The following is a 25,147-nucleotide window of genomic DNA, read 5'->3' as shown; positions in this document are numbered from 1 at the left end:
CACCCCGGCCGCGTCTACCTTGATGGTCGTCGGCTGACGCGTCGTGCACCCGCATCCGACGTCCGGTGTCAGGCCCGGGCGAGTATGTACTCGTTCAGCGGGCGCGGACGGTAGTGAAGCGGTGGCAGGTCGGCCGGGGTCACGAAGCCAGGATCGGCGTTGATCACGTCCGGGACGCGGTTCACCATCTGGGTACAGGTCATGCGCAGGGTGTCGACGTCCGGGTTGACGACTCGGACGTTCGGGTCGCCCTGCACGGTCCACTCGCACCGGTCGGTCTCGCCCGGCCGGTAGATGTGGCCGGACAGCTCCATCTGCAGAATCGGCCCCTCACCCGTGGTGACCGTGTCGACGGTCGTGAAGCCGATGAGCAGGCCCGGCTCGACGACGGTCTCCAGGCTCCGGGACTCGATCGGGCCGGTCGCGATGTCCGGGCGGAGCTCGACCGTGGTCCCCGTGATGGTGAGGCCCGCCGACGAGGCGACCGCGGCGAGGATCGGCAGCGCGAAGCTGGGTGGGCGCGTGCTCGACGCCTGCCACGCCGCGAAGTCCTCCGGGGTCGTCCCGATCCGCTGGTCGCGTGCGACTTCGGCGCCGTAGTCGTCGACGTTGAACGACTCGCGGCCGACGAGGCGGTCGAACCGGTTCACCGCCCCGAGCAGTCCGGCGACCTGGTTGACCAGGAAGAAGTCCTGGAAGCCGCTGCCGGCCAGCGTGACGCCGTGCTCGCGGGCGAGGGCGGCGAGCTCGCCGGTGCGCTCGGGATACGTGTGCCACGGGAACAGCAGCTCCTCCCCGATCGTGATCGCGTTGACGCCGTGGCGGGCACAGGTCGCCAGGACGTCGTACTGATCCACCATGAAGCTCGACGTGGCGACCATGGCGATGTCGGGTCGGACGGAGTCGTATAGCGCATCGGCATCGGCGACCACCTCGACCCCGAGCGGGTGCGTCAGCCCCAGGACCGTACCCGCGTCGCGGCCCACCTTCTCCGGGCTGCGCCCGACCGCGCCGACGATCTCGACGCCCTTCTCGGTCAGCAGGCGGGCGACGATCGCGTTCATCGCGCCCACGCCCACCAGTACTGCCCTGATCCCGCCGACCCCGGCGCCCTCGTGTCGGGGACGGGTCTCGGCGGGTCGGCGGGGGTGTCGCGTCAGGTCCGCCGTCACGCGCCGGTGCCGGTGGCGGTAACGCCGTGGATGGCGGGGAACTGCCCGGTGTAGGCGTACTCGGCGTATCCCTTGTTGCGCGCGTCGGCGAGCGCCGCGAGTAGGCCGTTCATGATGAACGCCGGTTGTCCCTGCCCGACGATCGCGTCGCGGTACTCCACGATCCCGTGGTGCCACACGTCGAGCGTCGCTTGCGTGGTCGTGAAGTCGCCGGCGGCGATCTCCTTCGCCGCCTTCACGATCTCGTTCTGCAGCACTCCTAGGATGCGGATCGCCCCGGCGACCACCGTGTCCAGCTCGACCCCGTGAGAGGTGGCGTACGCGGCGCCCTCGATGAACGACGCGAGCCCGACCCCCAGCGTCGATCCGGTCAGCGCGACGTCGAGCACGGCGGGGAGATCGAGGTCCTCGCCGAGGTACAGCGTGCCCTCGGGGGCGAGGACGGTGAGGACGTCGGTCGCGCTGGTCCAGGCCGCGTTCGCGCCGGCGTACTGGATGACGGCGTTGGGGGTGCCGACGTCGATCGGGTAGACCAGGATCGTGCCGTCGATGTATTCGCCGCCGCGCGCGGTGACGAGCTCGCCGATCGACCGCCCTTCCTCGGCGGCGCCGGTGGACAGGTTCACGAGGCACCGTCCGGACAGGTCGAGGTCATCGGGCAGACCCTTGACCAGGTCGAGGACGTCGCCCGAACTGCTGATGCAGATCACCGTCGTACTGCTCCCGGCGATCGCGTCGGCGGCTGAGCTCGCTACGGTCGCACCCTTCTCGGCAAGCGGGCCGCACTTGTCGGGCGTGCGGTTCCAGACCACGGCGGGCCGGCCGGACCGGAGCAGCACCTCGGCCAGCGCCGACCCCATGAGCCCGGCGCCGATCACGGCGATTGTCGACTGCATGCGTTCCTCCATCTGTTGCTGCGGTGATAGACGGGACGTTCGTAATTGACGCGCAGACACCGCGGTGGGTCAGGACAATATTGGATCAATCGACTTGGTCAACTGATCGGATCAGCCTGACGCAGATCGAGGGGGGTGTCAACGCCAGACCGGTCGGTTTCGATCCCGGTGCGGTGGGACGCCGCCCGGGCTAGGGCAGAAGCGAGTTGCGGAGGAACCGCGCCGCTTCCGAGACCGCCGCGTCCGTCGCCCGGAACGTCCCGATCTCGGTGAAGAACCCGTGGAAAACGCCGTCGTACCGTGAGGCCGACGCGTCGACCCCGTCCGCGAGCAGGCGGGCTGCGAACGCCTCGGCGCTGTCGCGCAGGGGGTCCACAGCGGCCGTGATGACGAGCGTCCGGGGAAGGCCGGCAAGCGACGCGGCGGCGGCGGGGACGGCAAACGGATCGCGGCGGTCGCCCTCGTCCCGCAGGTAGTTACCCCAGAACCACATCACGTCGGCTGTGGTGATGAGGGGCCCGTCGGCGTGCTCACTCCAGGATGGACGATCCACGGCGAATTCCGTCGCCGGGTAGACAAGCACCTGACACCTGAGCTTCAACAAGACCGTGTCGCGAGCCCATAGAGCCACGGCTGCGGCAAGGTTGCCGCCCGCGCTATCGCCGACGAGGCCGATCCGGGTGCCGTCGACGCCCAGCTCGGCGCCGCGCAAGGCCAGGTGCGCGACGGCGTCGACGCAGTCGTGCAAGGGGGTCGGATACTTGTGTTCGGGCGCCAGACGGTAATCGACGGAGACGACCACGCAGCCGCTGCGGTTGGCGATCGCGCGGCAGACTGCGTCGACGCCATCCAGTGATCCCACGGTCCATCCGCCGCCATGGAAATAGATGGCGACCGGCAACTCCACAGCGCCCTGTGGCCGATAGAGGCGAATCGGTACTAGGCCGTTCCTTCCCGGGATCTCGCTGTCCCGGACCTCGTGGATCGGTTCGGGTTCTCCGCGCGGCCGGAGGTCGGCCGCGACCGCCCGGGAGTCGGCGACGCCGAGCTCGTGGAACGGCCGCGGGAGGATCCGCGAGAGCGACCGGGCGACCGCCATGGCATCCGGGTCGAGTCGTCCGGTCGCGGCGGTCACGGCGATCGGACCAGGGCTTTGCGGCCCTGCTCGACGAGGCGGTCGACGAAGTCTGCGTGGATGCGTGCATAGTGCCGCGTCCGCTCGTCGTCGCGCTGGTAGAACCACTGCAGGGTGAGTCCGTCCATCGCGGAGATGGCCAGCCACGTTGCCTCTACGAACAGTTCCCGGGGCTCGTCCTGCTCCTGCGTGAGCAGCCGGATCCAGGTGTCCGCGAGGATCTCGTACGGGCGCGGCGCCTTGTCTGGGTCCTTCCGCAACAGCCAGAGGTAGAGGTCCACCTGCGCGATCGCGTAGTTCTCGTTCGCGAGCAGCCAGTCCATGGCACTGCACAGGAATGTGCCGACCGTGCGTGGGGATCTCGTCCCGGCCGTGCCGGTCTGGTCGGCCGGGACGAGGAGAACACCGATCCTGGTGAAGACTTCGACGAACAGATCCTCCTTGCGGTTGAAGCAGTAGTGGAGCGAGGCGAGTGGCGCCCCTGCGGCTTCGGCGATTCGCCGGGTCGTCGCGCCGCGCACGCCGTGCTCGGCGATCACGGCGACGGCGGCCTCGACGAACTCGTCCTTGCGCTGCTCCACCGGGATGTGTGCCATGGCGACCTCTCCAGCATCTGACTTGGTCATCTGATCATAACAAGTGTCCAAGTCCGTTACGGTTCTGGTCGCGAGGGACGCGGCGGCCTCTTCTAGGAGTTGCGGCCGATGCGCCGGTAGACGTGTGGCCTGGTCCGGCGCAGGATCAACGCGTAGCCGGCGCCCGCGAGGGCGAGCCCCCACGTGACCGCGACGAAGGTAACGGCAATCGCGGTGCTCCCGCCGCTGAGGATTGTGAAGTTCGTCGTCCCCAGGTAGCAGATGACGGAGAGGGCGACCAGTGCGATGCCCGGTGACAGATAGCGCGCCCAGATCCCGGCCTCGAGGTGCCGGTTTCTCAGGAAGAACACGAGGATCGCCAGGCTCGTGAGCGTGATGATGAGCAGGAGTCCGTAGAAGAGCAGCCCGCCGAACTGTGCGTAGATCGTGGTGGCGTCGCCGCCGACGGTGATCAGCACGGCGAGCAACGCAAGGACGACACTCGACACGAGCGCGACGGCGCGGTGCGGCGACGCGTGTCGGTCATGTGCCTGTCCGAACCGGGTCGGCAGGATCCCGTCGACCCCGAGTGAGTACAGATAGCGGGCGAGCACGTTCTGGCAGGAGAGCTGGCCGGCCAGAGTGGAGGTGACCAGCAGGATCGCCGTCACGTCCTGGGCGATCCGGCCTGCGTAGTGCCCGACGGTCGTGCTGAACAGGCCGGCCGGGTCCGCGGTCGCGGCGGCCGTGATCTTGTCGGTGCCGACGGCCATGACGAGCACCCAGGCCGCCACGGCGTACAGGATGCCCATCAGGGCGACGGCCGAGTAGGTCGCGCGGGGGATGGTCCGGGCCGGGTTCTGCGTCTCCTCGCGATAGATCGCGGTCGTCTCGAACCCGACGAACAGGCCCATCGCGAAGAGCATCGCGAGTCCGACCGAGCCCTGCGAGAACTGGCCCCAGGTGAACGGCCCGAGGTCCAGGCCCGTCGCCCCGCCCTGGCTGATCGTCACGACGTCCCAGACCACGATGATCGCGATCTCCGCCGTCAGCGCCACCATCAGCACCTTCGCCGACAGCTCGATCTGCAGGTAGCTCAGCACCGTGACAGCGACCCAGCAGGCGAGGCCGTAGACCCACCATGGGATCGCGGGTCCGCCGAGGGTGTTCTGCACCAGATTGTCGGTGACGAGGCCGAAGAACGCGTAGACCCCGACGAGGAATGACCCATAGGTCACGATCGCGAGACACGAGGCCGCCAGGCCGGCCGGGCGGCCGAGCCCGGCCGTCACGTAGGCGTAGAGCGCCCCGGGGTTGGTCATGTAGCGGGTCATCGCCGTGTACCCAGCGCTGAAGACGATGAGCAGCAGAGCCGCGGCGACGAGTGCGGCGGGCGCCCCGGATCCGTTGCCGTAGACGATGATGAGGGGGATGTAGCCGCCGACGGCGGCGATCGGCCCGGAGGCCGCCACGACCGCGACGATGACGTCGACGGTGCGGAGCCGACCCGACAGGCCGCGGCGCTGAACCTCGCGAGCCTCCTCGGCCGCGGCCGCCGTTCCTGGGCTGGACGGGATGTCGACGGGCGTCGCCGACGACGTGTCGGCTTCGAGCTCGGCCATGCGCGATCTCCTCAGGTGCGGATTCGGGCTGTCGCGTTTCGAACGTCCAAGCAATACGATCAAGTGACCGACTTGGTCAGATGACCCGGCAGTTTGCACTGGTGGGAGCGCCGGGTCAAGGCTCCCTCGGCAACTCTGGAGGTATATCCGAGTCGTTCCGGTTGTCCGAGCCGCCGATCGGGCGGGGCCGGGACGTCGCTCTTGACGGCCCCGCAGGACGGTGGCTACGGTCAGACGACTTGGTCATCTGATCGAGTCGTGTGATCTACACGCATTGATGCTGCCTGGGAGGCTGCAGATGGGACTCACGACCCTCGAACCCACGGCGACGGTGGAGGACGTTGTCGCCGTTATCGACCGCGATGGCGGCGTCATCATTCGGGACTTCCTCGACGCGGAGACGACCGCGGGTCTCGAGGCAGACCTGCGCCCGGTCCTCGACAGCGGCGGCTTCGGCGAAGAGGACTTCATGGGCAAGCGGACCCGCCGTCTGGGCGGGCTGTTCAAGCGCACCAAACACGGCGCGGCGATCGTTCGGCAGCCACTGTTTCGGGGTGCGGCCGAGCACTACCTGTGCCGGCCTGTCACCGGGTGGACCGGCGAGCAGCGCCTCGAGGTAGTACCCCGGATTCAGGTGGGCGCCACCCAGGTGATCGACATCTGCCCGGGCGAGGGTGCACAGCTGTTGCATCGCGATGACATCGTGTGGCTGTGGCGCCACCCGGCCGGCTACCAGGTGCCCAGGGTCCAGGTGATGTTCGCCGCCACCGATTTCACCGCCGAGAATGGCGGCACGCTGGTGGTGCCGGGATCTCACAAGTGGTCGGACGAGCGCGCTCCGAGGCTGGAGGAGGCCGTGTCGACGGTGATGACGGCGGGATCTGCGCTCATCTGGATCGGGTCGACCTACCACGGCGGCGGCGAGAACCGGTCCGACTCGTCCCGAACCGGCATCACGATCACCCTCGATCTCGCCTACCTCCGGCAGGAGGAGAACGCCTACCTGACCTACCCGCCGGAGATCGCAGCGACGCTGGACCCGGACATCCGGAACCTGCTCGGGTATCAGGCGAGTGAACCGTTCCTGGGCTACATCGAGGTCAACGGGATCATGAAGGACCCGTCGGCTCTCTTCGGCGACGCCAACGCAGAGACGATGAAGTTCGGGTGACCTCCCGCACTGTCGAGCTGATCGGTGAGGGGATCGAGCCCGCAATGTCCAGGAGTCCCAGGCCGATCGTTGGTGTGACGGGACGCCGATCGCACGGCTCGCTGGCCGCGGATCGCGATCCGCGCTACGTCGGTGCCGACTTCGACTCGTTCCTTGCCGACTTCGCCCGCAGTATCTCCGAGGCCGGAGGTCTGCCCGTGTACCTGCCGTTCGAGGCGACGTGGCCCGAGGTGCTGCGCGGGGTGGACGCCGTCGTGTTGAGCGGCGGGCAGGACGTCCACCCGACGCGGTGGGGCGGGGACGCGCACGTGGACAACACATTCTCCGGTGACCCGCGCACCAGCTACATCGTCTACGACCCCGCCCGGGACACCCACGAGATCGCCCTCGCCCGCGGTGCGGTCACCGCGGGGGTCCCTGTTCTCGGGGTCTGCCGGGGAACGCAGGTGCTCGACGTCGCCCTCGGCGGGACGCTCGTGCCCCACCTGGAGGACACCGGGGTTGAGCATCTCTCGCCGGCCGCGGCCCCCCACGATGGGGCGGCCGACCACGTCGTGCGGACGGTGGAGGGTTCGCTCGCCCATGCCTTGTTCGGCGCCTCGTTCGTCACGAACTCCTGGCATCACCAGGCCGTCGCCGAGCCCGGCCCCGAACTGGTGGTCACCGGGCGGACGCCCGACGGGGTGGCCGAGATCATCGAGCTCCCGGGACGCCCGGTGCTCGGGGTGCAGTGGCACCCGGAGTGGCAGGTCAACCCGGGACCGGTCTTCGTGTGGTTGGTGGCCGAGGCCGCCCGCGCCGCCGCGCGGCCCCTCGGCGTGCAGGAGGGGGCGTGATGGCCTCCATCCGCACCGAGGCGGCGCTGCTGCGCGCCGCGGGCGAGCCGCTCGCGGTAGGGGCGCTGGTCGTCGACGAGCCGGAGCCGCACGAGGTCCTCGTGTCGGTCTCGCACGTCGGCCTGTGCCACAGCGACCTGCACTACGTGCGCGGAACGCTGGAGGTCGAGCTGCCGGCCGTACTCGGCCACGAGGTGGCCGGGGTCGTCGAGCGGACCGGCGCCGACGTCAGCGGGCTCCGGCCCGGCGATCGCGTCGTCGTCAGCCTGGTGCCCTCCTGCGGGCGCTGCGGGTACTGCGAGAGCGGGCGGCCGACAATCTGCTCTCGTTCGGGGGAGGTCCGCAGGCGGCCCCGGCCCGCCTACACCCTGCCCGACGGCACACCGGTGGCGCGCCTCGCCGATGTCGGCGGGTTCTCCCGGCACATCCTCGTGCGCGAGAACGCGGCCGTGCCGCTGCCCGGCGACGTTCCCACCCTGGTCGGGTGTCTCCTCGGATGCTGCGTCGCGACCGGTGTCGGCGCGGTTTTCCACGGAGCGGGCGTCCGGCCGGGCAGCAGTGTTGCGGTCATCGGATGCGGCGGGGTCGGCTCGGCCGTCGTCCAGGGCGCCCGGCTTGCCGGGGCGTCGGAGATCGTCGCGGTCGATTTGTCCGCCGACCGTCTGCGCGCCGCGATGTCCTACGGCGCGACCGCGACAGTCGACGGCGCAGCGCCGGACGTGCGCGCGGCCGTGCACGCCGTCGTGCCCGGCGGCGTGGAGTTCAGCTTCGAGGCAGTGGGCAGCGGGCGGACGGCCGAGCTGGCGGTGGCGATCCTGCGGCCCGGGGGGACCGCCACCGTCGTCGGGATCGCTCCGTCCGGGACGACGGTCGCCGTACCGGCCGACGCGCTGTTCGTCGAGGAGAAGCGCGTCATCGGCTCCTACATGGGATCGAGCCGCATGCACGCCGACGTGCCGGAGTACGCCCGGCTCTACCGGCGCGGCGCGCTGCTTCTCGACGAGATGGTCAGCGAGGTCGTGCCGCTCGCAGAGATCAATGACGGGTTCGACTTCATGAGGCACGGAAAGGCGACGCGTGTCGTCGTCGACATGGGCGCGTAGCGGCGCGACCAGCCGGACACCGGTGGAGGCCGGCCGCAGCGGTGCCATTCCCAACTCCTGAATCTCGTGGCCCAGCAACGCTGGAGGCGTCGCGACGCCGTGGAAGATGTGGACGGAAACATGACGAGCAGTGCCAACGACGACGAGATCGTCGACATCCTCTGCATCGGTGCCGGCTTCGGCGGGCTGTACGTGAGCTACCGGGCAACCCGGGCCGGCTTCACCGTCGCAGGCTTCGAGCGAGCCGAGGCCGTGGGCGGGACCTGGTACTGGAACAGGTATCCCGGCGCCCGCTGCGACATCGAGAGCATCTACTACTCGTACTCCTTCTCCGAGGAGCTACAGCAGGAGTGGGAGTGGAGCGAGCGGTTCGCGACCCAGCCCGAGATCCTGCACTACCTGGACCACGTCGCGGTCCGGTTCGACCTGCGGCGCCACTTCACCTTCGGCACGAGCGTCGTCGCCGCGACCTGGCTCGAGGACGAACGGCTCTGGCAGGTCGAGCTCGACTCGGGTGAGATCCGGCGCGGTCGCCACCTCGTCTCGGCCGTCGGCTGCCTGTCCACCGCGAAGACGCCGGACGTGCCCGGCATCGAGAGGTTCACCGGGACCACGGTCTCCACGAGCAATTGGGACCTCCCGATGCAGGAACTCGCCGGCAAGCGCGTCGCGGTCATCGGGACCGGCTCCTCCGGGGTGCAGTGCATCCCGCTGATCGCCGAGGTCGCCCAGGAGCTCACGGTCTTCCAGCGCACCCCCAACTACGTCATGCCGGCGCGCAACGCCCCCCTCGATCAGGAGTTCGTGGCGCGGATCAAGACCGACTACGCCGCGGTGCGGGAGGAGTGCCGCCGCTCCACCCGCGGCTTCCCCGACAGGCCCACGACGCAGCGCGCGTTCGACGTCGCCGAGGAGGAGCGGCGCCGGCGGTACGAGGCGGCCTACCTCGTCAGCGGCTTCACCTCCGTCGGCGACGAGTTCGTCGACCTGCTCACCGACCTCGACGCCAACGAGACCGCCGCCCGCTTCCTGCGCGACAAGGTCCGCGAGGTCGTGAACGACCCGGGGAAGGCAGCCCTGCTCGAACCGCGGTATCACCCCTTCGGCGCCAAGCGCACCTGCTTCGGCACCGACTACTACGAGACGTTCAACCGGTCGAACGTCGAGCTGGTATCGCTGCGGCACGAGCCGATCGTCGACATGACCGCCCGGAGCATCCGCACGGGCAGCCGCGAGGTCGAGATCGACGTCCTGGTCCTCGCTACCGGTTTCGACGCCGTCACCGGATCGCTGCTCAAGCTCGGCATCACGACCTCCACCGGCAGGTCGCTGGCTACCGAGTGGGCGAGCGGGCCACGGACCTACCTCGGGCTCACGACCGCGGGCTTCCCGAACTTCTACATGATCGGGGGACCGCAGAGCCCGGGCGTGCTGAGCAACTTCGTGGTGTCCATCGAGCAGCACGTCGACTGGGTGACCGAGCTCCTCGTCCACATCCGCGAGCGCGGGGTGGACCGGGTGGACGTCGACCCCGGTGCCCAGGACGACTGGGTCGACCTGGTCGACAAGGTCGTCGGCGAGACGCTCTACGCCACGACCGAGTCGTGGTACCGCGGCGCCAACATCCCGGGCAAGCCCGCGTCCTTCCTCGCCTACGCGGGCGGCGTCGGGAACTACCGGGAGATCTGCGACGAGGTCGCGACGCACGGCTATCGCGGCCTCCGCCTGACACCCGCGGACGAGGACCCGAGCCCCACCGGAACGGCCCCCACCAGGACTAGGACAGGAGCGGCCCGATGAGTGCAGCGACCGATCTCGGTACCCGGCTCGCCGAGCTGGGCATCCGCACCCTCCGCGCCGGGGGCGTCGACCTCGACGGCCTCTGGCGGTGCAAGCAGCTCACCGCCGCGAAGGCGGGTGGGGACACCCTCTCGCAGTGCAACTACGTCTTCGGGATCGACCTGCAGGACCAGGTCTACGACCCGGTGAGCAGCTACACCGGCTGGGAGACCGGGTGGCCGGACATCCGCATGCGCGTCGACCCGGACACCGTGCGCGCGCTGCCGTGGGAGGCCGGCGTGGCGACCGCGATCTGCGACTACGTCGACTGGGACGGCGCGCCGGTGCACTTGTGCCCGCGCGGCATGCTGCGCCGCATCACCGAGGAGACGACCGCGGCCGGCTTCACCCCGGACGTCGCCATGGAGCTGGAGTTCTTCGTCTTCGAGGGCCGGCCTGAGCCGCGCAACAGCCCGATGGCGGTCGCGGCGAGCCCGATGTTCGCGGGCAACCACGGGTACCACCCGCACCGCGGGATGGACCTGATGGAGCGCTGGTCGCGCCAGCTCCAGGAGTACGGCATCCCGGTCGAGGGTGCCCTCACCGAGTGGGGCGCGAGCCAGTTCGAGATCAACATCGACCACGGTGACCCGCTGCGCGTCGCCGACGACATCGTCATGACCAAGCACGCCCTCAAGGCACTGGCGGCCCGCGACGGACTCACCGTCTCGTTCATGGCCCGGCCGTGCGCGACCGGTCCGGGGTCCAGCGGACACGTGCACGTGTCGCTGTGGGGGAAAGACGACGAGCGCAATACCTTCTTCGACGCCGACCGGCCGGACAACGCGTCCGACGACCTGCTCCGCTTCGCGGCCGGGCTGGTGCGGGACCTGCCGGAGACGGCGCTGGTCGCCCTGCCGTTCGTGAACTCCTACCGCCGGGTCGGCGACTACCTGTCGTCCCCGACGCGGATCAACGTCGGCGTCGAGAACCGGACCACCGGGCTGCGGCTGATCACCCACGACGACCGCAGCGCCCGCCTGGAGCTGCGCGTGCCGGGGGCCGACGTCAACCCGTACTTGATCCTCGCGAGCACCCTGGCCTCCGGGCTGGCCGGTATCCGCGACGGGCTCGACCCGGCTCCGGTCCTGCGCGGGGACGGCTACGCCGACACCGCGGCGCCGCCGCTGCCGCGGTCGCTCGAGCAGGCCATCGTCGCGTTCGACGCCTCCAAGCGGGCCCGCCTCGTGCTCGGCGACGAGTTCGTCGCGCACTACCTCCACACCCGCCGGTGGGAACTCGCGAAGTGGCAGGAGGCCGTCACGGACTGGGAGATCGACCGCTACCTGGAGATGACCTGATGACCGATCCGGGGGCGGCTCACGGTGAGGTTGCCGTCGTCCACCGGCGCTACGTCACGCACGCTGACGCGCACTACAGCGGGAACCTGGTCGACGGCGCGTTCGGGCTGACGCTGTTCGGCGACGCCGCGACCCACCTCTCGATCGTCTACGACGCCCACGAGGGCCTGTTCGCCGGTTACTCCTCGGTCGAGTTCCTTGCCCCGGTCCGGGGCGGGGACGTCGTCGAGGTCGAGGCGTGGCTCACCGGGACGGGCGCCCGCAGCCGGAGCGTGGCCTTCGAATTGCGCGTCCTGTGCCGAGCGGACGGGCCAGGCGGGCGCTCGACGGTCCTGGGGGAGCCGCTCCTCGCGACCCGCGCCCGCGGGACGGTCGTCGTCCCGCGCGACCACAGGACGCCCGCATGACCAGCGCCGTCCCCGACCCGGAGCGGTCGTCCTCTCTCCCGGGAATGCTCGCGAGCTCCCTGCGCGAGCATCCCGAACGGGTGTTCCTGCGAACCACCGCCGGCGAACTGACCTACGCCGGGTTCGCGGCGGAGGTCCACCGGGCCTGGCGCCGGCTCGCCGGAGCCGGGGTCGGCCCGGGTGACGCCGTCGGCCTGATGATGGGCACCGGCCCCGACCAGGTCGCCGCCTGGTTCGCGCTGACCTGCAACGGCGTGCTGCACGTCCCGGTCAATCCAGCGCTGATGGGCGACCAGCTCGTACACGTCCTCGACACCGCGCAGGTCTCGACGCTCGTGGCCGACGTGTCCTGCCTCGAGCGGGTGCGTGAGGTCGCGCCGCTCGTCCCCGGCCTGAAGCGGGTGGTCGTCCACGGTGGCGAGCCGCCGGGCGTCCCCGCGCCGTTCGAGGTGTCGCGCTGGGCCGGACCCTGCTCCGGGGAGGGGCCCCCGGCGGCGATCGCTGACGTCGCCGACGACCTCGCCGTCGTCACCCTGCTGTTCACCTCGGGCAGCACCGGTCGCTCGAAGGCATGCGCGCTATCGCACCGCTACATGGCGAGCCAGGGCCGGCTGCACGCGAAGCACCTCGGGATCCGTCCCGACGACGTGCTCTACACGCCGTTCCCGTTGTTCCACATCGACGGGGCCAACCTGACCGTCTCCGCGGCGCTCGCCGCGGGCTGCACCGCGGCGCTGGGCGAGCGGTTCAGCGCGTCGAACTTCTGGACCGAGGTCCGCGAGCTCGGCGCCACGGTCTTCAACTTCATGGGCGCGACCCTCACGATCCTGCTGCGGCGACCGCCGTCGCCCGACGACCGGCGCCACCGCGTCCGGTTCGCCTGGGGCGTCCCGATGCCGGAGTGGTACCGCGAGTGGGAGCCGCGCTTCGGCTTCCCGCTGGTCGAGGTCTACGGGTCGACCGACGCGGGAGTGCCCGTCTACGACCCGCTCGGCGAACCGCACCGCGAGGGGTCCTGCGGGCGAGTGATCGACGAGTACGAGGTGATCACCGTCGACGAGCGCGGGGTCCAGAACGATCCCGGCGAGGTCGGGGAGATCTGGGTGCGGGGCCGCGTGCCCGGCCTGGTCATGAGCGGCTACCACCGCATGCCGAAGGCGACCGCGACGACCCTGCACCCGGACGGGTGGGTGCGAACGGGGGACCTGGGCTCCCTCTCCGCCGACGGCCGGCTCTCCTTCCGGTCGCGGCTGTCGGACACCATCCGCCGCCGCGGGGAGAACATCTCGGCCCACGAGGTCGAGCGCCTGGTCGAGACGCACCCGGACGTCGCCGGGTGCGCCGCGGTCGGCGTCCCCAGCGAGCTCACCGAGGAGGACGTGAAGATCTTCGTGGAGCCGCGGCAGGGGACCGCCCCGACGGCGGCGGCATTGGTCGCGTTCTGCCGCACCGTGATGCCGTCGTACATGGTGCCGCGCTACGTGCAGGTGGTGGACGCCCTGCCGCGCACCCCGACGGAGAAGGTCGATAAGCCCGCGCTGCGCGGGACCGGCGATCCCGCGCGGACCCAGGACGCCGAGGCCGACCGGCCGGCGCGAACGGTTGGAGCACCGCGATGACGCCCCTCCCCACGCCCACCCTCGACGCCCCGCGCACCCTGATCGCGGGGGAGTGGCGGCCTGCGCCGGTGATTCCCGGGCGGTGGAACACCGACCCGAACACCGGCGAGCCCGTGCACCTGATGGCGACGACCACACCGGCGGACGTGGAGCGCGCCCTCGCCGCTGCTGAGGCGCTGCACCGCGACGGGACGTGGCAGGACGTGCCCGCGCCGGAGCGGGCGGCGCTGCTGAACCGGGTCGCCGACGCGCTCGCCGACCGGGTCGAGGAGATCGCGGTCACCGATGCCCTCGCCAGCGGTGTGCCGATCGCGACGACCCGGGTCGTCGCGGGGTTCGTCCCGGCGCGGTTCAGGGCCGCGGCGCAGGACTGCCTCGCGCACCCACGGACCCGGTCGCTTTCCGCCGGCGGGCGCGACGTGCGGCTGCTCCGGTTGCCCTGGGGGCCCGCGGCGGTGCTCACCCCGTGGAACGCGCCGTCGTTCATCGCCGCGAGCAAGGTCGCGAGCGCGCTCGCGGCGGGCTGCCCCGTGCTGTTCAAGCCGTCGGAGTACGCCGCCGCCACGGCCCGGCCGCTAGCCGAAGCGATCTCCATGGCGATCGACGGCGCAGGCGTCCCGGCCGCCGCATTCCAGGTCCTGCACGGGGCAGGCGACGTCGGAGCAGCGCTCACCGGGGACCCGCGGGTGAAGATCGTGTGCTTCACCGGGGGGCAGGCCGCCGGCCGCAGCATCGCCCGCGCGGCCGCCGAGCACTTCACGCTGCTGCAGCTCGAACTGGGCGGCAACAACCCCGTGCTCGTGCTGCGCGACGCCGACGTACCCGCGACTGCGGCGTCGCTGGCGAAGGGGATGACCCTGCTCAACGGGCAGTGGTGTGAGGGCCCGGGCAAGGTGCTCGTCCACCGCGAGGTCGCCGCCGACCTCGTCGACGCGCTGGGCGCCCAGCTGGCGCTGGTCCGGATCGGGCACTCGCTCGAGGTCGCGACCACGCTCGGTCCGTTGGCGCACGGTGCACACCGCGACCTGGTGCGCGACCGCATCGAGGCGCTCCGCGACCGCGGCGCCGAGATCGTGCGGCCCGTCGCCGCCCCGGACGGGGACGGCTGTTTCCTGGCCCCTGCGCTCGCCGTGGGCGGCAATCCGGGGGACGCCACCGACGAGCTCTTCGGGCCCGCAGTGTCCGTGCACGCCGTGGACTCCGACGAGGACGCGCTGCGGCTCGCGAACGCGCACCCGTCGGGACTTGACGCCTACGTCTACGGCACGGACCTCGACCACGCCCTGCGGATCGGCGAGCGCGTCACCTGCGGCGAGGTCCGGATCAACGGGGCGCACCTCGCCGACCTCGGCGACGGCTCCGCGCAGGGGTTCTGGGGCGGATCGGGCATCGGCGGGCACGGCCCCGCGGAATCCGTCCGCGTGTTCAGCGGCGACCGAGTGGTGGGAGTGGACAGCGATGACCTCGTCATCTGAGAGCCGGGTGCCAGCCGAGGGCGGGTCACCCGAGACGGTCGGCATCCTGGGCGGCGGGCTGATGGGGTCGGGGATCGCCGAGGTCTGCGCCCGCCACGGCCTCGACGTGGTGCTCGTCGAGCAGGACACGGCCGGGGTGGACCGGGCCCGCGCGGCGGTGTCCCGCTCGCTCGACCGGGCCGTGCGGGGCGGCGCCCTCGACCGGCCCGGCGCGGAGCGCCTGCTCGGGGCGATCAGGTTCAGCGACCGGCTGGAGAGCCTGGCCAACCGCACGCTCGTCGTCGAGGCGGTCGCCGAGAACGAGGCGCTCAAGATCGACGTCTTCGCCCGGCTCGATGCCGTCGTGGAGGACCCGGACGCGCTGCTCGTGTCGAACACCTCGGCGATCCCGATCATCAAGCTCGCCATGGCCACCTCGCGCCAGCAGAACGTGGTCGGCGTGCACTTCTTCAACCCCGTCCCGGTGATGGCCCTCGTGGAGATCGTCCCCACGCTGGTCTCCGGCCCGGAGGCCGAGCGGCGCGCAGTCGCGTTCGCCGCGGACCTGCTCGGCAAGACGACGATCCGCTCCCCGGACCGCGCCGGCTTCGTGGTGAACGCGCTGCTCGTGCCCTACCTGCTCTCGGCCGTGCGGATGCTCGAGTCGGGCTTCGCCTCGGCCGCGGACATCGACACCGGGATGGTGCTCGGCTGCGGCCACCCGATGGGCCCGCTGCGGCTGATCGACCTCATCGGCCTCGACACCACCGCCGCCGTGGCCGAGTCGATGTACGCGGAGTTCAAGGAACCGCTCTACGCGCCCTCGCCGATGCTCGCGCAGATGGTCGCGGCCGGCCGGCTGGGCCGCAAGAGCGGGCGGGGCTTCTTCACCTACGCCTGATGTCCCTACATCTTCTCAGGAGTGGCCATGGCATCAACCACCGACACCTTCCGCGCCGCCCGGGACCTGCTGCTCGAGCACCGCACCGACTACGACAAGGCCCGCATCGCGTTCGCCTGGCCCCGTCCGGAGCAGTTCAACTTCGCGCTCGACTGGTTCGACGCGGTGCTGGCCGCGGAGACGCCCGACCTGCCCGCGCTGCGCCTGGTCGGCCCCGGCGGGACCACCGAGAGCCACACCTTTGCCGAGCTGGCGGCACGGTCCGACCAGGTCGCACGATGGCTGCGCCAGGCCGGCGTCAAGCGGGGCACCCGCGTGCTCGTCCTGCTCGGTAACCAGGTGGAGCTGTGGGAGACCCTCCTCGCCGCGATGAAGCTGGGGGCCGTCATGATCCCAGCGACGACGTTGCTGGCCGAGGCGGACCTGCGCGACCGGGTCGACCGTGGGCGAGTGGGCGTCGTCGTCGCGCGCTCGGAGCTCGCTGGGCGGTTCGCGGCTGTCCCGGGCTCGTACGTTCGCGTCGCGGTGGGCGAGCTCGTCCCCGGCTGGCTGTCCTACGCCGAGAGCCGGACCGTCGGCGAACCGTTCGTGCCGGACTGCCCGACGAACGCCGACGACCCTCTGCTCCTCTACTTCACCTCGGGCACGACCGCGTTGCCGAAACTGGTCGAGCACACGCATGCGAGCTACCCGATCGGGCACCTGTCCACGATGTACTGGATCGGGCTCCAGCCCGGCGACGTCCACCTCAACATCTCCAGCCCCGGTTGGGCGAAGCACGCGTGGTCGTGCGTGTTCGCTCCGTGGATCGCGGGCGCGACGATCTGCGTCTTCGCCTACGAGCGGTTCGAGGCGGCAGCGTTGCTGCAGGTCCTGGAGGCGGAGCGGGTGACGACGTTCTGTGCACCGCCCACCGTGTGGCGGATGCTTGTCCAGCAGGACCTCGCGACGTGGCGCGATCGGCTCTCGCTCCGTGAGCTCGTCGGCGCGGGTGAGCCGCTCAACCCGGAGGTCATCGAGGTCGTACGGAGGGCTTGGGACCTGACGATCCGCGACGGGTTCGGGCAGACCGAGACGTCGTTGCAGATCGGCAACCCGCCGGGGCAGCCGATCATCGCCGGGTCCATGGGCCGGCCGATGCCCGGGTTCGAGATCGATCTCGTCGACCCGGTGTCGGGCGAGCCTGGTGATGAGGGCGAGATCTGCGTTGTGCTCCGGCCGGAGCGGCCGGTCGGCGTCATGACCGGCTACCACGGCGACGCCGAGCGCAACGCCGAGGTCTTCGAGGGCGGCCGCCGCTATCACACCGGCGACGTTGCGGCCCGGGACGCCGATGGCTACATCACCTACGTCGGACGCGCCGACGACGTGTTCAAGGCCAGCGACTACCGCATCAGCCCGTTCGAGCTGGAGAGCGTGCTGATCGAGCACTCGGCGGTCGCGGAGGCCGCTGTCGTCCCAGCGCCGGACGAGCTGCGCCTCGCGGTGCCGAAAGCCTACGTGACGCTTGTCCCCGGGCACCGGCCGAGCCGGGAGCTCGCCGCGGACATCCTGGCACACAGCAGGGTCCACCTCGCCGGGTACAAGCGCGTGCGGCGGCTGGAGTTCGCCGATCTGCCCAAGACCATCAGCGGCAAGATCCGGCGCGTGGACCTGCGGGCGAACGAACGGGACAGCCCGGGCCGGCGCCCGGGGGAGTACCGCGAGGAGGACTTCTCCTGATGCGGCCGCGGGAGTCCGTGGGAACCGCCGGACGAGGAGCGACGAGGGAGACACGATGGCCCTGACCGAGAGCGACCGCGCCGAGCTGCTGGCGGAGCCCGTGTCGGCGGTGCTGTCCGTCGATGCAGGGGAGTGCAGGGGACCGCTGTCGGTGCCCCTCTGGTTCGTGCACGACACCGCGAGCGGCGACCTGCTGATGACCACGGAGGAGGCGTCCAGGAAGGTCAGGCTGCTGCGTGCGGCGGGCAGTGCGACGTTCCTGGTGCAGCGGTCCGCGCCAACCATGCGCTATGCCGCAGCCGAGGGTGCCGTGTCGTTCTCCCCGACCGACCGGGACCTCCTCTACCGCATCGTCGACCGCTACCTCCCGGCTGAGCACCGCGACCACTACGTGGCGCGCAGTGCGGTCGACTCCTTCGTCACCGTGCGCCTGTCCCCCCGCCGCTGGATCGGCGGCGACCTGGGTCCGGCGGCGTCCCTCCCGCCCGTCGAGGGCTGATCCGTCCGGGCGCCACGGGCGGGACGAGGCGCCGGCGCGCGGCTGCGGGCGATTCGCTCGAGGTGCTCGGGGAGCCGGAAGAATGCGCCGTCCGACACCGCGACGACGTCGTAGGTGAGGGTCGGACCCGGGAGGGGCCAATGTCCGTGATCGGGATGCGTGCCTCGGAGGTTGGTACGATCTCGTCGACGACAGACGCGGCTCCGCCGCGAACCTGCTGGCGTCACCCACGGGCCGGCGGACCGGTCGTCATCGGTCCTCCCACGGCATTCCCGCGGTTCGACTCGGTGACCTGTTCAACGACCAGGAGTCGTGCAGGTGGGCGGAGCTTCTGTCGACCTGTTGGCGTCACCGGGAGCTCTCGGCCGGTTCGGTGTGTCGACGGAGGAGCAGGACGCCGACGACCGGGCAGCCGAGGAACACGACCGCGACGGACGAGGAATAGGCCGTGTGAGGCCCCACCGCATCTGCGCGAACCTGCCCGCGACCGCTGGGAGGCTCACCGCCAGGTAAGCCAGGATGAAGTAGCAGGTGACGGCGCGTGTGCGCTCGGAGGGAGCCGCGTCCTCACTGACCGTGCGCAGCGTGGCGAGGAACGACAGGCCGAAGCCCGTGCCGACGATCGCGGCCGCGGTGAAGGACATCACCGTCTGCACGGGCGAACACCGGCGATGCCCAGCGCGGCCCCCCGCGAGGAGTGCCGCGCACCCGATGGACGCCGCGCGCCGGGCCGGCCGCGGGGCAGCACCTGCACCAGACCTGCGGGCACCTGTACGACGACGATGATCAGCGACGAGCGCGTGATCGTCCGTGCCGGTCAGGCGCGCGGTGAGCTGGACCCCGAGTGCGAGGTAGCCGCCCACCACGGCCCAGCTGACCGCCACCTGCACACCCACGCTGCGCAGGGCCGCGCCTGCCGAGGGGGAGCGTCGGGCGTGAGCCGGTGCCGTCGATGCGCCGCCGTCGGTGCCGCCTGGTCCTGCATCGCGCTCGCCGGGGCGGTCAGCGGTGCGGCGGTCACGAGGATGCCGGCGACCCCGACGACGAGATGGGGGTCACGAGCGGGGCCGGCGCCCACTGGGCGAGAGCACCCGACACCGCTGCGCCGGGTCCGATCGCCGTGCGGTGTCGGTGCGCGTGGGCAGGGCGGTCAGCGCGGCTGTCGCCGTGGCACTGACCAGCCCGGCCGCGATCCCCTGGAGGACTCGGGCGGCATCGAGCTGCCACAGCGCGTGTGCCGTGGCCGCGATCGCCGCGGCCGCGACGACGATCCCGACGGCCGTGACCAGCAACCCCCCGGCGAGGCCGGCATCGCATCCACCGTCCGGCGAGATGTACCCCGATGGCTCCGGCCGCGTCGCTTGCGTACGCGACGGTCGCCGCCACCGGACTGATCTGCCACTGCTGCCCGTAGATCCCGTGGCGGGGGGACGGAACGCTGCTGGCGCCGATGACGACCACCGGTCGTGCATCCAGACTCCTCCTCTCCGAGCGCCCGGCTTTCGGGAGAGATCGCTGCGGTGACGTCGGATCCGCCGCCGCCGCCGCGCTCGCGGCGTGAGAGCCTCGTGATCCGGGCTGACCAGCCGGCCCCTCCCAAGGGCCCATTCTACGGCCGCGATGGGCCATATAATGTCACCTGTGGGGTGGTGGGCTCACCCCTTGTGTAGGTTGGTCGGCCTGGCCGCGGGTGCGGCGGGATGCAGTCGACGTGAGGAGTGCGGTGGCCAAGCAGGCGACTGGGCAGCCACTACGGTCCGCCGAGCGGATGCTCGACGTGCTGGAGTGCTTCTCGATTTTGGAGCCGTCGCTGTCGGTCGCGGAGATCAGCGCCAAGCTGGACCTCGCGGCCAGCACGGTCCGCAGGCTTCTCCACGCTCTCGAGCAGCACGGCTTCGTCCGGTCCGACCAGCAGACGGGCCGGTTCGCGCCGCATTACCAGATCGTCCGGCTGGCTGCCGTCGCGGTCGTCGGCAACGACCTCATCTCCGCTGCCTCCGCGCCGATGGATGAGCTGCGGGATCGCCTCGACGAGGCTGTCCAGCTCAGCGTCCGGTCCGGACCGGACATCGTGTTCATCGATCGCCGCGAGAGCCGCAAGGTGATCAAGATTTTCAGCGAGATCGGCAGCAGGCATCCGGCGTGGGACGGACGCGCGTCGGGGAAGGTCATGCTCGCCTGGCAGCCGAAGGACGAGGTCGACGAGATGCTGCCGCCCGCCGGGGAATGGCCGGTCTCCGCCGGCCCGAACGCGGCGGCGGCCCGCGAGGACTTTCTCGCCGATCTGGCGGAGGTCCGGGCACGGGGCTTCGCGGTGAACGACGAGGAGACGGCCCGGGACGTCTGGGCCGTCGGCGCGCCCGTCCGCGATCACACCGGAGGCGTCGTCGCTGTGGTCACCGTTCCGGTGCTGAAGGTGCGGGCGGTGGAGCGGGACCGGATCGACGAGCTGTGCCGGGCCGCTCTCGACGCGGCCCGCCGGATCTCGGCCTCCCTCGGTCACTACGAGGCGTGATCCGCTCGGGGTGGCGGGGGATGCGGTGCCTCCGGGTGGCACCGCGTCCCGCCTCAGGTGGCCCAGACCGCGTCCGACGGGCTGACTCGCGCCCCGTCGTAGGGCAAGCCGGGGTGTCGGTCGCGGGCCAGGAGCAGTGGACCGTCGAGGTGCACGAACTCGGCCAGCTGTGCCGGGACGAGTCCGGGCGCCATCGACAGCGAGGTGGCGACCATGCACCCGAGCATGGTGCGCATCCCGGCGTCACGCGCGGCGGCCAGCGTGGCCATGGCCCCGATGATCCCGCCGGTCTTGTCCAGCTTGACGGTCACGGCCGCGTAGCGTCCGGCGAGGCCGGCGACGGACGCGGCGTCCTGGCAGGACTCGTCCGCGGACAGCAGCAGGGGACCGTCGTAGCCGGTCAAGGCGTCGTCTGAGTCCGCGGGGAGGGGTTGTTCGAGCAGTTCGACGCCGAGCCCGGCGAGCACCGGGGCGAACGAGGACAGCTGCTCCGGCGACCAGGACTCGTTCGCGTCCGCGATGAGGCGGGCGTGCGGCGCCGCCGCCCGGACGGCGCGGACCCGCTCGGGGTCCCCGTCGCCTCCGAGCTTGAGTTTGAGCAGCGATATCGCGCGTCCCGCCGCGGAGGCCGCGACCGCGGCCATCCGCTCGGGGGTGTCGAGGCTGATCGTGAACGCGGTGACGAGCGGGCGGAGCGGGGTGTGCGCGGGAAGCAGCCGGCTCGCGCGCCGGCGGCCCGACCGCGCCCCGAGGTCCCACAACGCGCACTCGACGGCGTTGCGGGCCGGCCCCGCAGGCAGGAGGTCCTGGACGTCGTCCACGTCGGCGCCGCCCTCCAGGGCCGGACGGACCGACTCGATCTCGGCGATCACTCCGTCCACGCTCTGCCCGTATCTCGGGTAGGGGACGCACTCGCCGTGGCCGCGGACGCCGTGGTCGCCGACGACCACCCTGACGACGTCGGCGGTCGTCTTCTCTCCCCGGCTGATGCGGAAAACCCCCGGATCGGGAAGCGTTCGTGGAGAACCTCGACGTGTTGACCCATGACGGTCCCTCCCCGTCAGTTCGCGGCCACGGGCTCGGTGTCCCGCGCGCGCAACCGGGCCCGCCCCATGACAGCGGCCGCGGCCGAGATCACGGCGACGACTCCGATGTAGACGCTGAACGTCAGGCTGCTCCCCGTCGAGGCGTTGAGCCAGATCCCGATCGTGGGCCCGGCAGCTCCGAACGCGATGGTGCAGACGTTGTAGGCCAGCGCACCCGCGGTGACCCGGACCGCGGCCGGGAACATGTGCGACATCGCCATCGCGCCGGCGACGGCGACGATGCCCTTGCCCGCGGACAGCAGGGCGCCGCCGAGCAGCGCCCCGCCCACTCCCTGGGTGGCGACGGCGAACGAGGGGACCGCGACGACGGCGATGAACACCCCGCCGAGCACGAAGGTGCGCTGCAGCCCGTAGCGTGCCATGAAGCGACCGGTGAGCAGCGTCGCGGCGATCATGACGACATTGATGGCGAGCGAGACGTAGTACGACTGACCGCTGCTCAGCCCGCCCTCGCGCTGCATGAAGGTGATGAAGTACGAGGACAGCACCGGGGTGATCAGCGCATAGGCGGAGACGACGAGGAAGAACAGCACCATGGTGGGCACCTGCGTGCGGAGCGTCTCGCGGATCGGGGTGGCGGCCCTGCGCTCCCGGCCCTGCAGCTCCTGCCGCTCCTGCGCGGCCTTCTCGAACGTGGGCGTCTCGGCGACCTTGCTTCTCAGATAGACGCCCGCCAGCCCCAGCGGCGCCGCGGCCAGGAACAGTAGGCGCCAGCCCCACGCCTCGAAGGCCTCCTCGCCGAGCACGGTCGACAGCAGCCCGGCCGCGAGGACCGCCGCCGAGATGCCGACGAAGGTGGTGGTGACGAGGTAGCTGATCCGTACGGCGCGGTCCCTCGGAGCGCTGTGCTCGTAGACGAAGCTGATGGCCGAGCTGTACTCGCCACCGGTCCCCAGCCCCTGCAGGAGCCGGCAGAGCGTGAGCAGGACCGGGGCCCCCACCCCGATCGCCGCGTATCCGGGCAGCACTCCGATCAGCGCGGTCCCCGCACACATCAGGATGATCGTGAACGACAGTGCGCGGCGGCGGCCGAGGGTGTCGCCCAGCCAGCCGGCGAACAGCCCGCCGAGGGGCCGGCTCACGTAGGTGAGCGCGAAGATCGCGTACGCGCCGATCAGCCCGACGGTCGGGTCCGACGTGGGGAAGAAGTGGGTCGCCATCACCGACGCGACCACGCCGTAGACGGCGAAGTCGTACCACTCCGCGAAGTTGCCGATCGCCGCCGAGACCACGATGCGTCGCGTCGACCGGCCGGTGCCGCTCGGGGGTTCTGCGGGGGCTGGCGGGATCGGGTCGGACGGTCGGGTCCGGGCTGGGTCGTCGCTGACACTCATGGCGCTCTCCTCGCTGCTCTGCGCGGGCGGTCCGACACCAGGGCGAACCATATAATGGTTCCGTCTCGACTTTGTCGGCCACGGTATGGATCGGAAGAGTGCGGGCGGGCGCGTCGATTGTCAAGGCTGGCGGCGAGCGGCATCACCCTTGACGGTCCCGGACGCGACCCATAATGTGGCATCAGCGACCAAATAATGGCTTGGAGGTCATCGGTGACCCGCTCCCACTCCCATCCGCCGGGCCCTGCGTCCCGGCGTGCCTCGAAGCGCGTCACGCTGTCCGAGGCGGCAGCCCTCGTCACCCCCGGATCGTTCGTGGCGGTCGGCGGCCTGTGGTTCCAGAACAACCCCTCGGCGCTCGTGCGCGAGGTCGTACGCCAGGGCCCGAGCGGACTGACGGTCGTCGCCGCCCCGCCGTCCAGCTACGCCGTCGACCTGCTCATCGGCTCCGGCCTCGTCCGTACGGCCTACGTCGCGCACGTGTCGTTCGACCACCTCGGTCTCGCCCCCAACCACCGGCGGGCGGGTGAGACGGGCACGGTCGACCTCGTCGACTGCGACGAGGCCACCGTGCTCGGCGGCCTGATGGCGACGCTGGAGGCGCTGCCGCACCATCCGGTGACGTCGATCGCCGGAACCGACCTGACCAGGACGTCGCCGCTGGCCGCGCCGCGTGAGGTCGCCGGGCGGGGTCCGGTGCCGGCACCCGCTGCGATGCGCCCCGACGTCTGCCTGCTGCACGTGCAGGAGGCCGACGAGTACGGCAACGTCCGCAACCTCGGCACCCCGTTCTGCGATCCGCTGCTCGCCAAGGCGTCGCGCACCGTCGTGGTGACCGTCGACCGGATCGTCACCAACGAGGAGATCCGGTCCGCACCCCACCGCACCGTCCTGCCGGGCTACCTGGTCGATGCGGTCGTCGAGGCGCCCTACGGCGCCCATCCCTGCGCGAGCCAGGGCTACTACGTCCACGACGAGGAGCAGCTCCGCGCGTACCTCCACGCCGGGCGGACCTCGCAGACGTGGCGGTCGGAGTACCTCGAGCCCCGGGTCCTCGGCGTCGCCGAGGGCCCCGACTATCTCGCCACCGTCGGTGGCGCCGAACGGATCGACCGTCTCGAGGAGAGCGTGCGATGACGACCGCCGACTCGCAGACCGGCCCGGCGGAGGCCGGGATCGGCTACAGCCCCGACGAGCTGATGACCGTCGTGATGGCACGCGAGATCCGGAACGACGATCTCGCGGTCACCGGGGCGAGCTCGCTGGTCCCCGTCGCGGCCTGCCTGCTGGCGCAGCAGTTGCACGCGCCCGACATGACGCTGATCCTGCCGTCGGGGGTCGTCAACCCGCGGCCCGGGAGGCTCTACCGGTCCGCCTCCGACGGGCGCTGGGTGACCGGTGCCGAGGCGGTCGGCACGGGATATGACCTGTTCGAGATGTCGGAGAACGGCCGGCTCTCCGTGATGTTCTACGGCGGCGTCCAGCTCGACCGGCACGGCAACGTCAACCTGCACGGGACGGGGTACCGCGACGGGCGTCCGAGCTTCCGCGGCCCGGGACTGGCCAACACCTCGTTCGCCGTGGTGTCCGGGCGGATCATCCTGTTCTCGGCGAGCCACACCCGCCGCACGTTCGTCGAGCGGGTCGACTTCCTGACCGCGGCCGGCCACCTCGACGGCGGGGACTCCCGCGCCCGGGCCGGGATCACCACCGACGGACCCGTCTGCTGCATCACGCCGCTTGTGACCTTCGGCGTCGACCACGGCGAGATGACCGTGCGCAGCATCCACCCCGGGGCCGACGCGCAGGCGGTCGTTGACCGGACCGGTTTCGCGCTGCCCACGGCACCGCCCTGGCCCGTCACCGCCGCGCCGATGGCCGCCGAGCTCGACGTCCTGCGCCGGGTCGTCGACCCGACCGGCGAACTCGCCCGCTGATCC

The 25,147-nt window shown here is 71.2% G+C and carries 22 protein-coding genes; 14 read left to right on the top strand and 8 right to left on the bottom strand.

Features of this window, described 5'->3' with window-relative positions:
• Positions 1–68: 68 nt before the first annotated feature.
• The 5 genes from ACFPFQ_RS16590 to ACFPFQ_RS16570 all read right to left on the bottom strand — a co-directional run bounded on the left by ACFPFQ_RS16590 (position 69) and on the right by ACFPFQ_RS16570 (position 5,400).
• A complete protein-coding gene (locus tag ACFPFQ_RS16590; RefSeq protein WP_379619644.1) occupies positions 69–1,172 on the bottom strand; it encodes a hypothetical protein in 1,104 nt (367 codons plus the stop codon).
• Positions 1,169–2,080 (bottom strand): NAD(P)-dependent oxidoreductase, encoded by a 912-nt coding sequence (locus tag ACFPFQ_RS16585; protein ID WP_379619762.1) that lies wholly within the window; start codon positions 2,078–2,080, stop codon positions 1,169–1,171. The genes ACFPFQ_RS16590 and ACFPFQ_RS16585 overlap by 4 nt, the downstream gene beginning before the upstream one ends.
• A gap of 178 nt (positions 2,081–2,258) precedes the next feature.
• Positions 2,259–3,203: an alpha/beta hydrolase gene (locus tag ACFPFQ_RS16580; RefSeq protein ID WP_379619642.1), complete on the bottom strand. Its 945-nt coding sequence runs from the start codon at positions 3,201–3,203 to the stop codon at positions 2,259–2,261.
• On the bottom strand, positions 3,200–3,784 hold the full coding sequence (locus ACFPFQ_RS16575) for a TetR/AcrR family transcriptional regulator (protein ID WP_379619640.1): 585 nt from the start codon (positions 3,782–3,784) through the stop codon (positions 3,200–3,202). The genes ACFPFQ_RS16580 and ACFPFQ_RS16575 overlap by 4 nt, the downstream gene beginning before the upstream one ends.
• Positions 3,785–3,891: 107 nt before the next feature.
• Entirely contained in the window at positions 3,892–5,400 is a 1,509-nt protein-coding gene (locus tag ACFPFQ_RS16570; protein WP_379619638.1) for an APC family permease, read from the bottom strand.
• Between the two features lie 298 nt (positions 5,401–5,698).
• On the opposite strand from ACFPFQ_RS16570, the gene ACFPFQ_RS16565 reads away from it, so the two are divergent.
• The 11 genes from ACFPFQ_RS16565 (at position 5,699) to ACFPFQ_RS16515 (ending at position 18,252) form a co-directional block, all read left to right on the top strand.
• Positions 5,699–6,571 (top strand): phytanoyl-CoA dioxygenase family protein, encoded by an 873-nt coding sequence (locus ACFPFQ_RS16565; protein ID WP_379619636.1) that lies wholly within the window; start codon positions 5,699–5,701, stop codon positions 6,569–6,571.
• A gap of 74 nt (positions 6,572–6,645) precedes the next feature.
• Positions 6,646–7,407 carry a gamma-glutamyl-gamma-aminobutyrate hydrolase family protein gene (locus tag ACFPFQ_RS16560; RefSeq protein ID WP_379619635.1) on the top strand — a complete coding sequence of 254 codons (762 nt, stop codon included), beginning with the start codon at positions 6,646–6,648 and terminating at the stop codon, positions 7,405–7,407.
• On the top strand, positions 7,407–8,510 hold the full coding sequence (locus tag ACFPFQ_RS16555; RefSeq protein WP_379619760.1) for a Zn-dependent alcohol dehydrogenase: 1,104 nt from the start codon (positions 7,407–7,409) through the stop codon (positions 8,508–8,510). The genes ACFPFQ_RS16560 and ACFPFQ_RS16555 overlap by 1 nt, the downstream gene beginning before the upstream one ends.
• A gap of 120 nt (positions 8,511–8,630) precedes the next feature.
• On the top strand, positions 8,631–10,310 hold the full coding sequence (locus ACFPFQ_RS16550; RefSeq protein WP_379619633.1) for a flavin-containing monooxygenase: 1,680 nt from the start codon (positions 8,631–8,633) through the stop codon (positions 10,308–10,310).
• A complete protein-coding gene (locus ACFPFQ_RS16545; protein WP_379619631.1) occupies positions 10,307–11,650 on the top strand; it encodes a glutamine synthetase family protein in 1,344 nt (447 codons plus the stop codon). The genes ACFPFQ_RS16550 and ACFPFQ_RS16545 overlap by 4 nt, the downstream gene beginning before the upstream one ends.
• A complete protein-coding gene (locus tag ACFPFQ_RS16540; RefSeq protein ID WP_379619629.1) occupies positions 11,650–12,057 on the top strand; it encodes a hotdog domain-containing protein in 408 nt (135 codons plus the stop codon). The genes ACFPFQ_RS16545 and ACFPFQ_RS16540 overlap by 1 nt, the downstream gene beginning before the upstream one ends.
• A complete protein-coding gene (locus ACFPFQ_RS16535) occupies positions 12,054–13,676 on the top strand; it encodes an AMP-binding protein (protein ID WP_379619627.1) in 1,623 nt (540 codons plus the stop codon). The genes ACFPFQ_RS16540 and ACFPFQ_RS16535 overlap by 4 nt, the downstream gene beginning before the upstream one ends.
• On the top strand, positions 13,673–15,151 hold the full coding sequence (locus ACFPFQ_RS16530; protein WP_379619626.1) for an aldehyde dehydrogenase family protein: 1,479 nt from the start codon (positions 13,673–13,675) through the stop codon (positions 15,149–15,151). The genes ACFPFQ_RS16535 and ACFPFQ_RS16530 overlap by 4 nt, the downstream gene beginning before the upstream one ends.
• Positions 15,135–16,031, top strand: coding sequence for a 3-hydroxybutyryl-CoA dehydrogenase (locus ACFPFQ_RS16525; protein ID WP_379619624.1), 897 nt, complete (start codon positions 15,135–15,137; stop codon positions 16,029–16,031). The genes ACFPFQ_RS16530 and ACFPFQ_RS16525 overlap by 17 nt, the downstream gene beginning before the upstream one ends.
• A gap of 27 nt (positions 16,032–16,058) precedes the next feature.
• Positions 16,059–17,753, top strand: a complete 1,695-nt coding sequence (locus ACFPFQ_RS16520; RefSeq protein WP_379619622.1) for an AMP-binding protein — start codon at positions 16,059–16,061, stop codon at positions 17,751–17,753.
• Between the two features lie 55 nt (positions 17,754–17,808).
• The gene (locus ACFPFQ_RS16515) at positions 17,809–18,252 is read left to right on the top strand and encodes a pyridoxamine 5'-phosphate oxidase family protein (protein WP_379619621.1); all 444 of its coding nucleotides are present in this window, start codon (positions 17,809–17,811) and stop codon (positions 18,250–18,252) included.
• A 1,055-nt stretch (positions 18,253–19,307) separates the two neighbouring features.
• Here the strand turns inward: ACFPFQ_RS16515 and ACFPFQ_RS16510 are convergent.
• Positions 19,308–19,544: a hypothetical protein gene (locus ACFPFQ_RS16510; RefSeq protein WP_379619619.1), complete on the bottom strand. Its 237-nt coding sequence runs from the start codon at positions 19,542–19,544 to the stop codon at positions 19,308–19,310.
• 431 nt (positions 19,545–19,975) lie between these two features.
• Here ACFPFQ_RS16510 and ACFPFQ_RS16505 point away from each other — a divergent pair, with 431 nt between their 5' ends.
• Positions 19,976–20,767: an IclR family transcriptional regulator gene (locus tag ACFPFQ_RS16505; protein ID WP_379619617.1), complete on the top strand. Its 792-nt coding sequence runs from the start codon at positions 19,976–19,978 to the stop codon at positions 20,765–20,767.
• Positions 20,768–20,820: 53 nt separating this feature from the next.
• Here the strand turns inward: ACFPFQ_RS16505 and ACFPFQ_RS16500 are convergent, their stop codons facing one another.
• Together ACFPFQ_RS16500 and ACFPFQ_RS16495 are read right to left on the bottom strand one after the other, a co-directional pair.
• Entirely contained in the window at positions 20,821–21,756 is a 936-nt protein-coding gene (locus tag ACFPFQ_RS16500) for a dipeptide epimerase (protein WP_379619758.1), read from the bottom strand.
• A gap of 71 nt (positions 21,757–21,827) precedes the next feature.
• Positions 21,828–23,207 carry an MFS transporter gene (locus ACFPFQ_RS16495; RefSeq protein ID WP_379619615.1) on the bottom strand — a complete coding sequence of 460 codons (1,380 nt, stop codon included), beginning with the start codon at positions 23,205–23,207 and terminating at the stop codon, positions 21,828–21,830.
• A 213-nt stretch (positions 23,208–23,420) separates the two neighbouring features.
• Here ACFPFQ_RS16495 and ACFPFQ_RS16490 point away from each other — a divergent pair, with 213 nt between their 5' ends.
• Both ACFPFQ_RS16490 and ACFPFQ_RS16485 read left to right on the top strand, forming a co-directional pair.
• Entirely contained in the window at positions 23,421–24,344 is a 924-nt protein-coding gene (locus ACFPFQ_RS16490) for a CoA transferase subunit A (protein WP_379619613.1), read from the top strand.
• Positions 24,341–25,144: a CoA-transferase subunit beta gene (locus ACFPFQ_RS16485; RefSeq protein WP_379619611.1), complete on the top strand. Its 804-nt coding sequence runs from the start codon at positions 24,341–24,343 to the stop codon at positions 25,142–25,144. The genes ACFPFQ_RS16490 and ACFPFQ_RS16485 overlap by 4 nt, the downstream gene beginning before the upstream one ends.
• The last annotated feature ends 3 nt before the right edge of the window (positions 25,145–25,147 follow it).

It is taken from the genome of Pseudonocardia sp. GCM10023141 (assembly GCF_042653605.1).
Note: the sequence above shows the minus strand (reverse complement) of the source record. Positions and strands in the feature narration are given on the sequence as shown.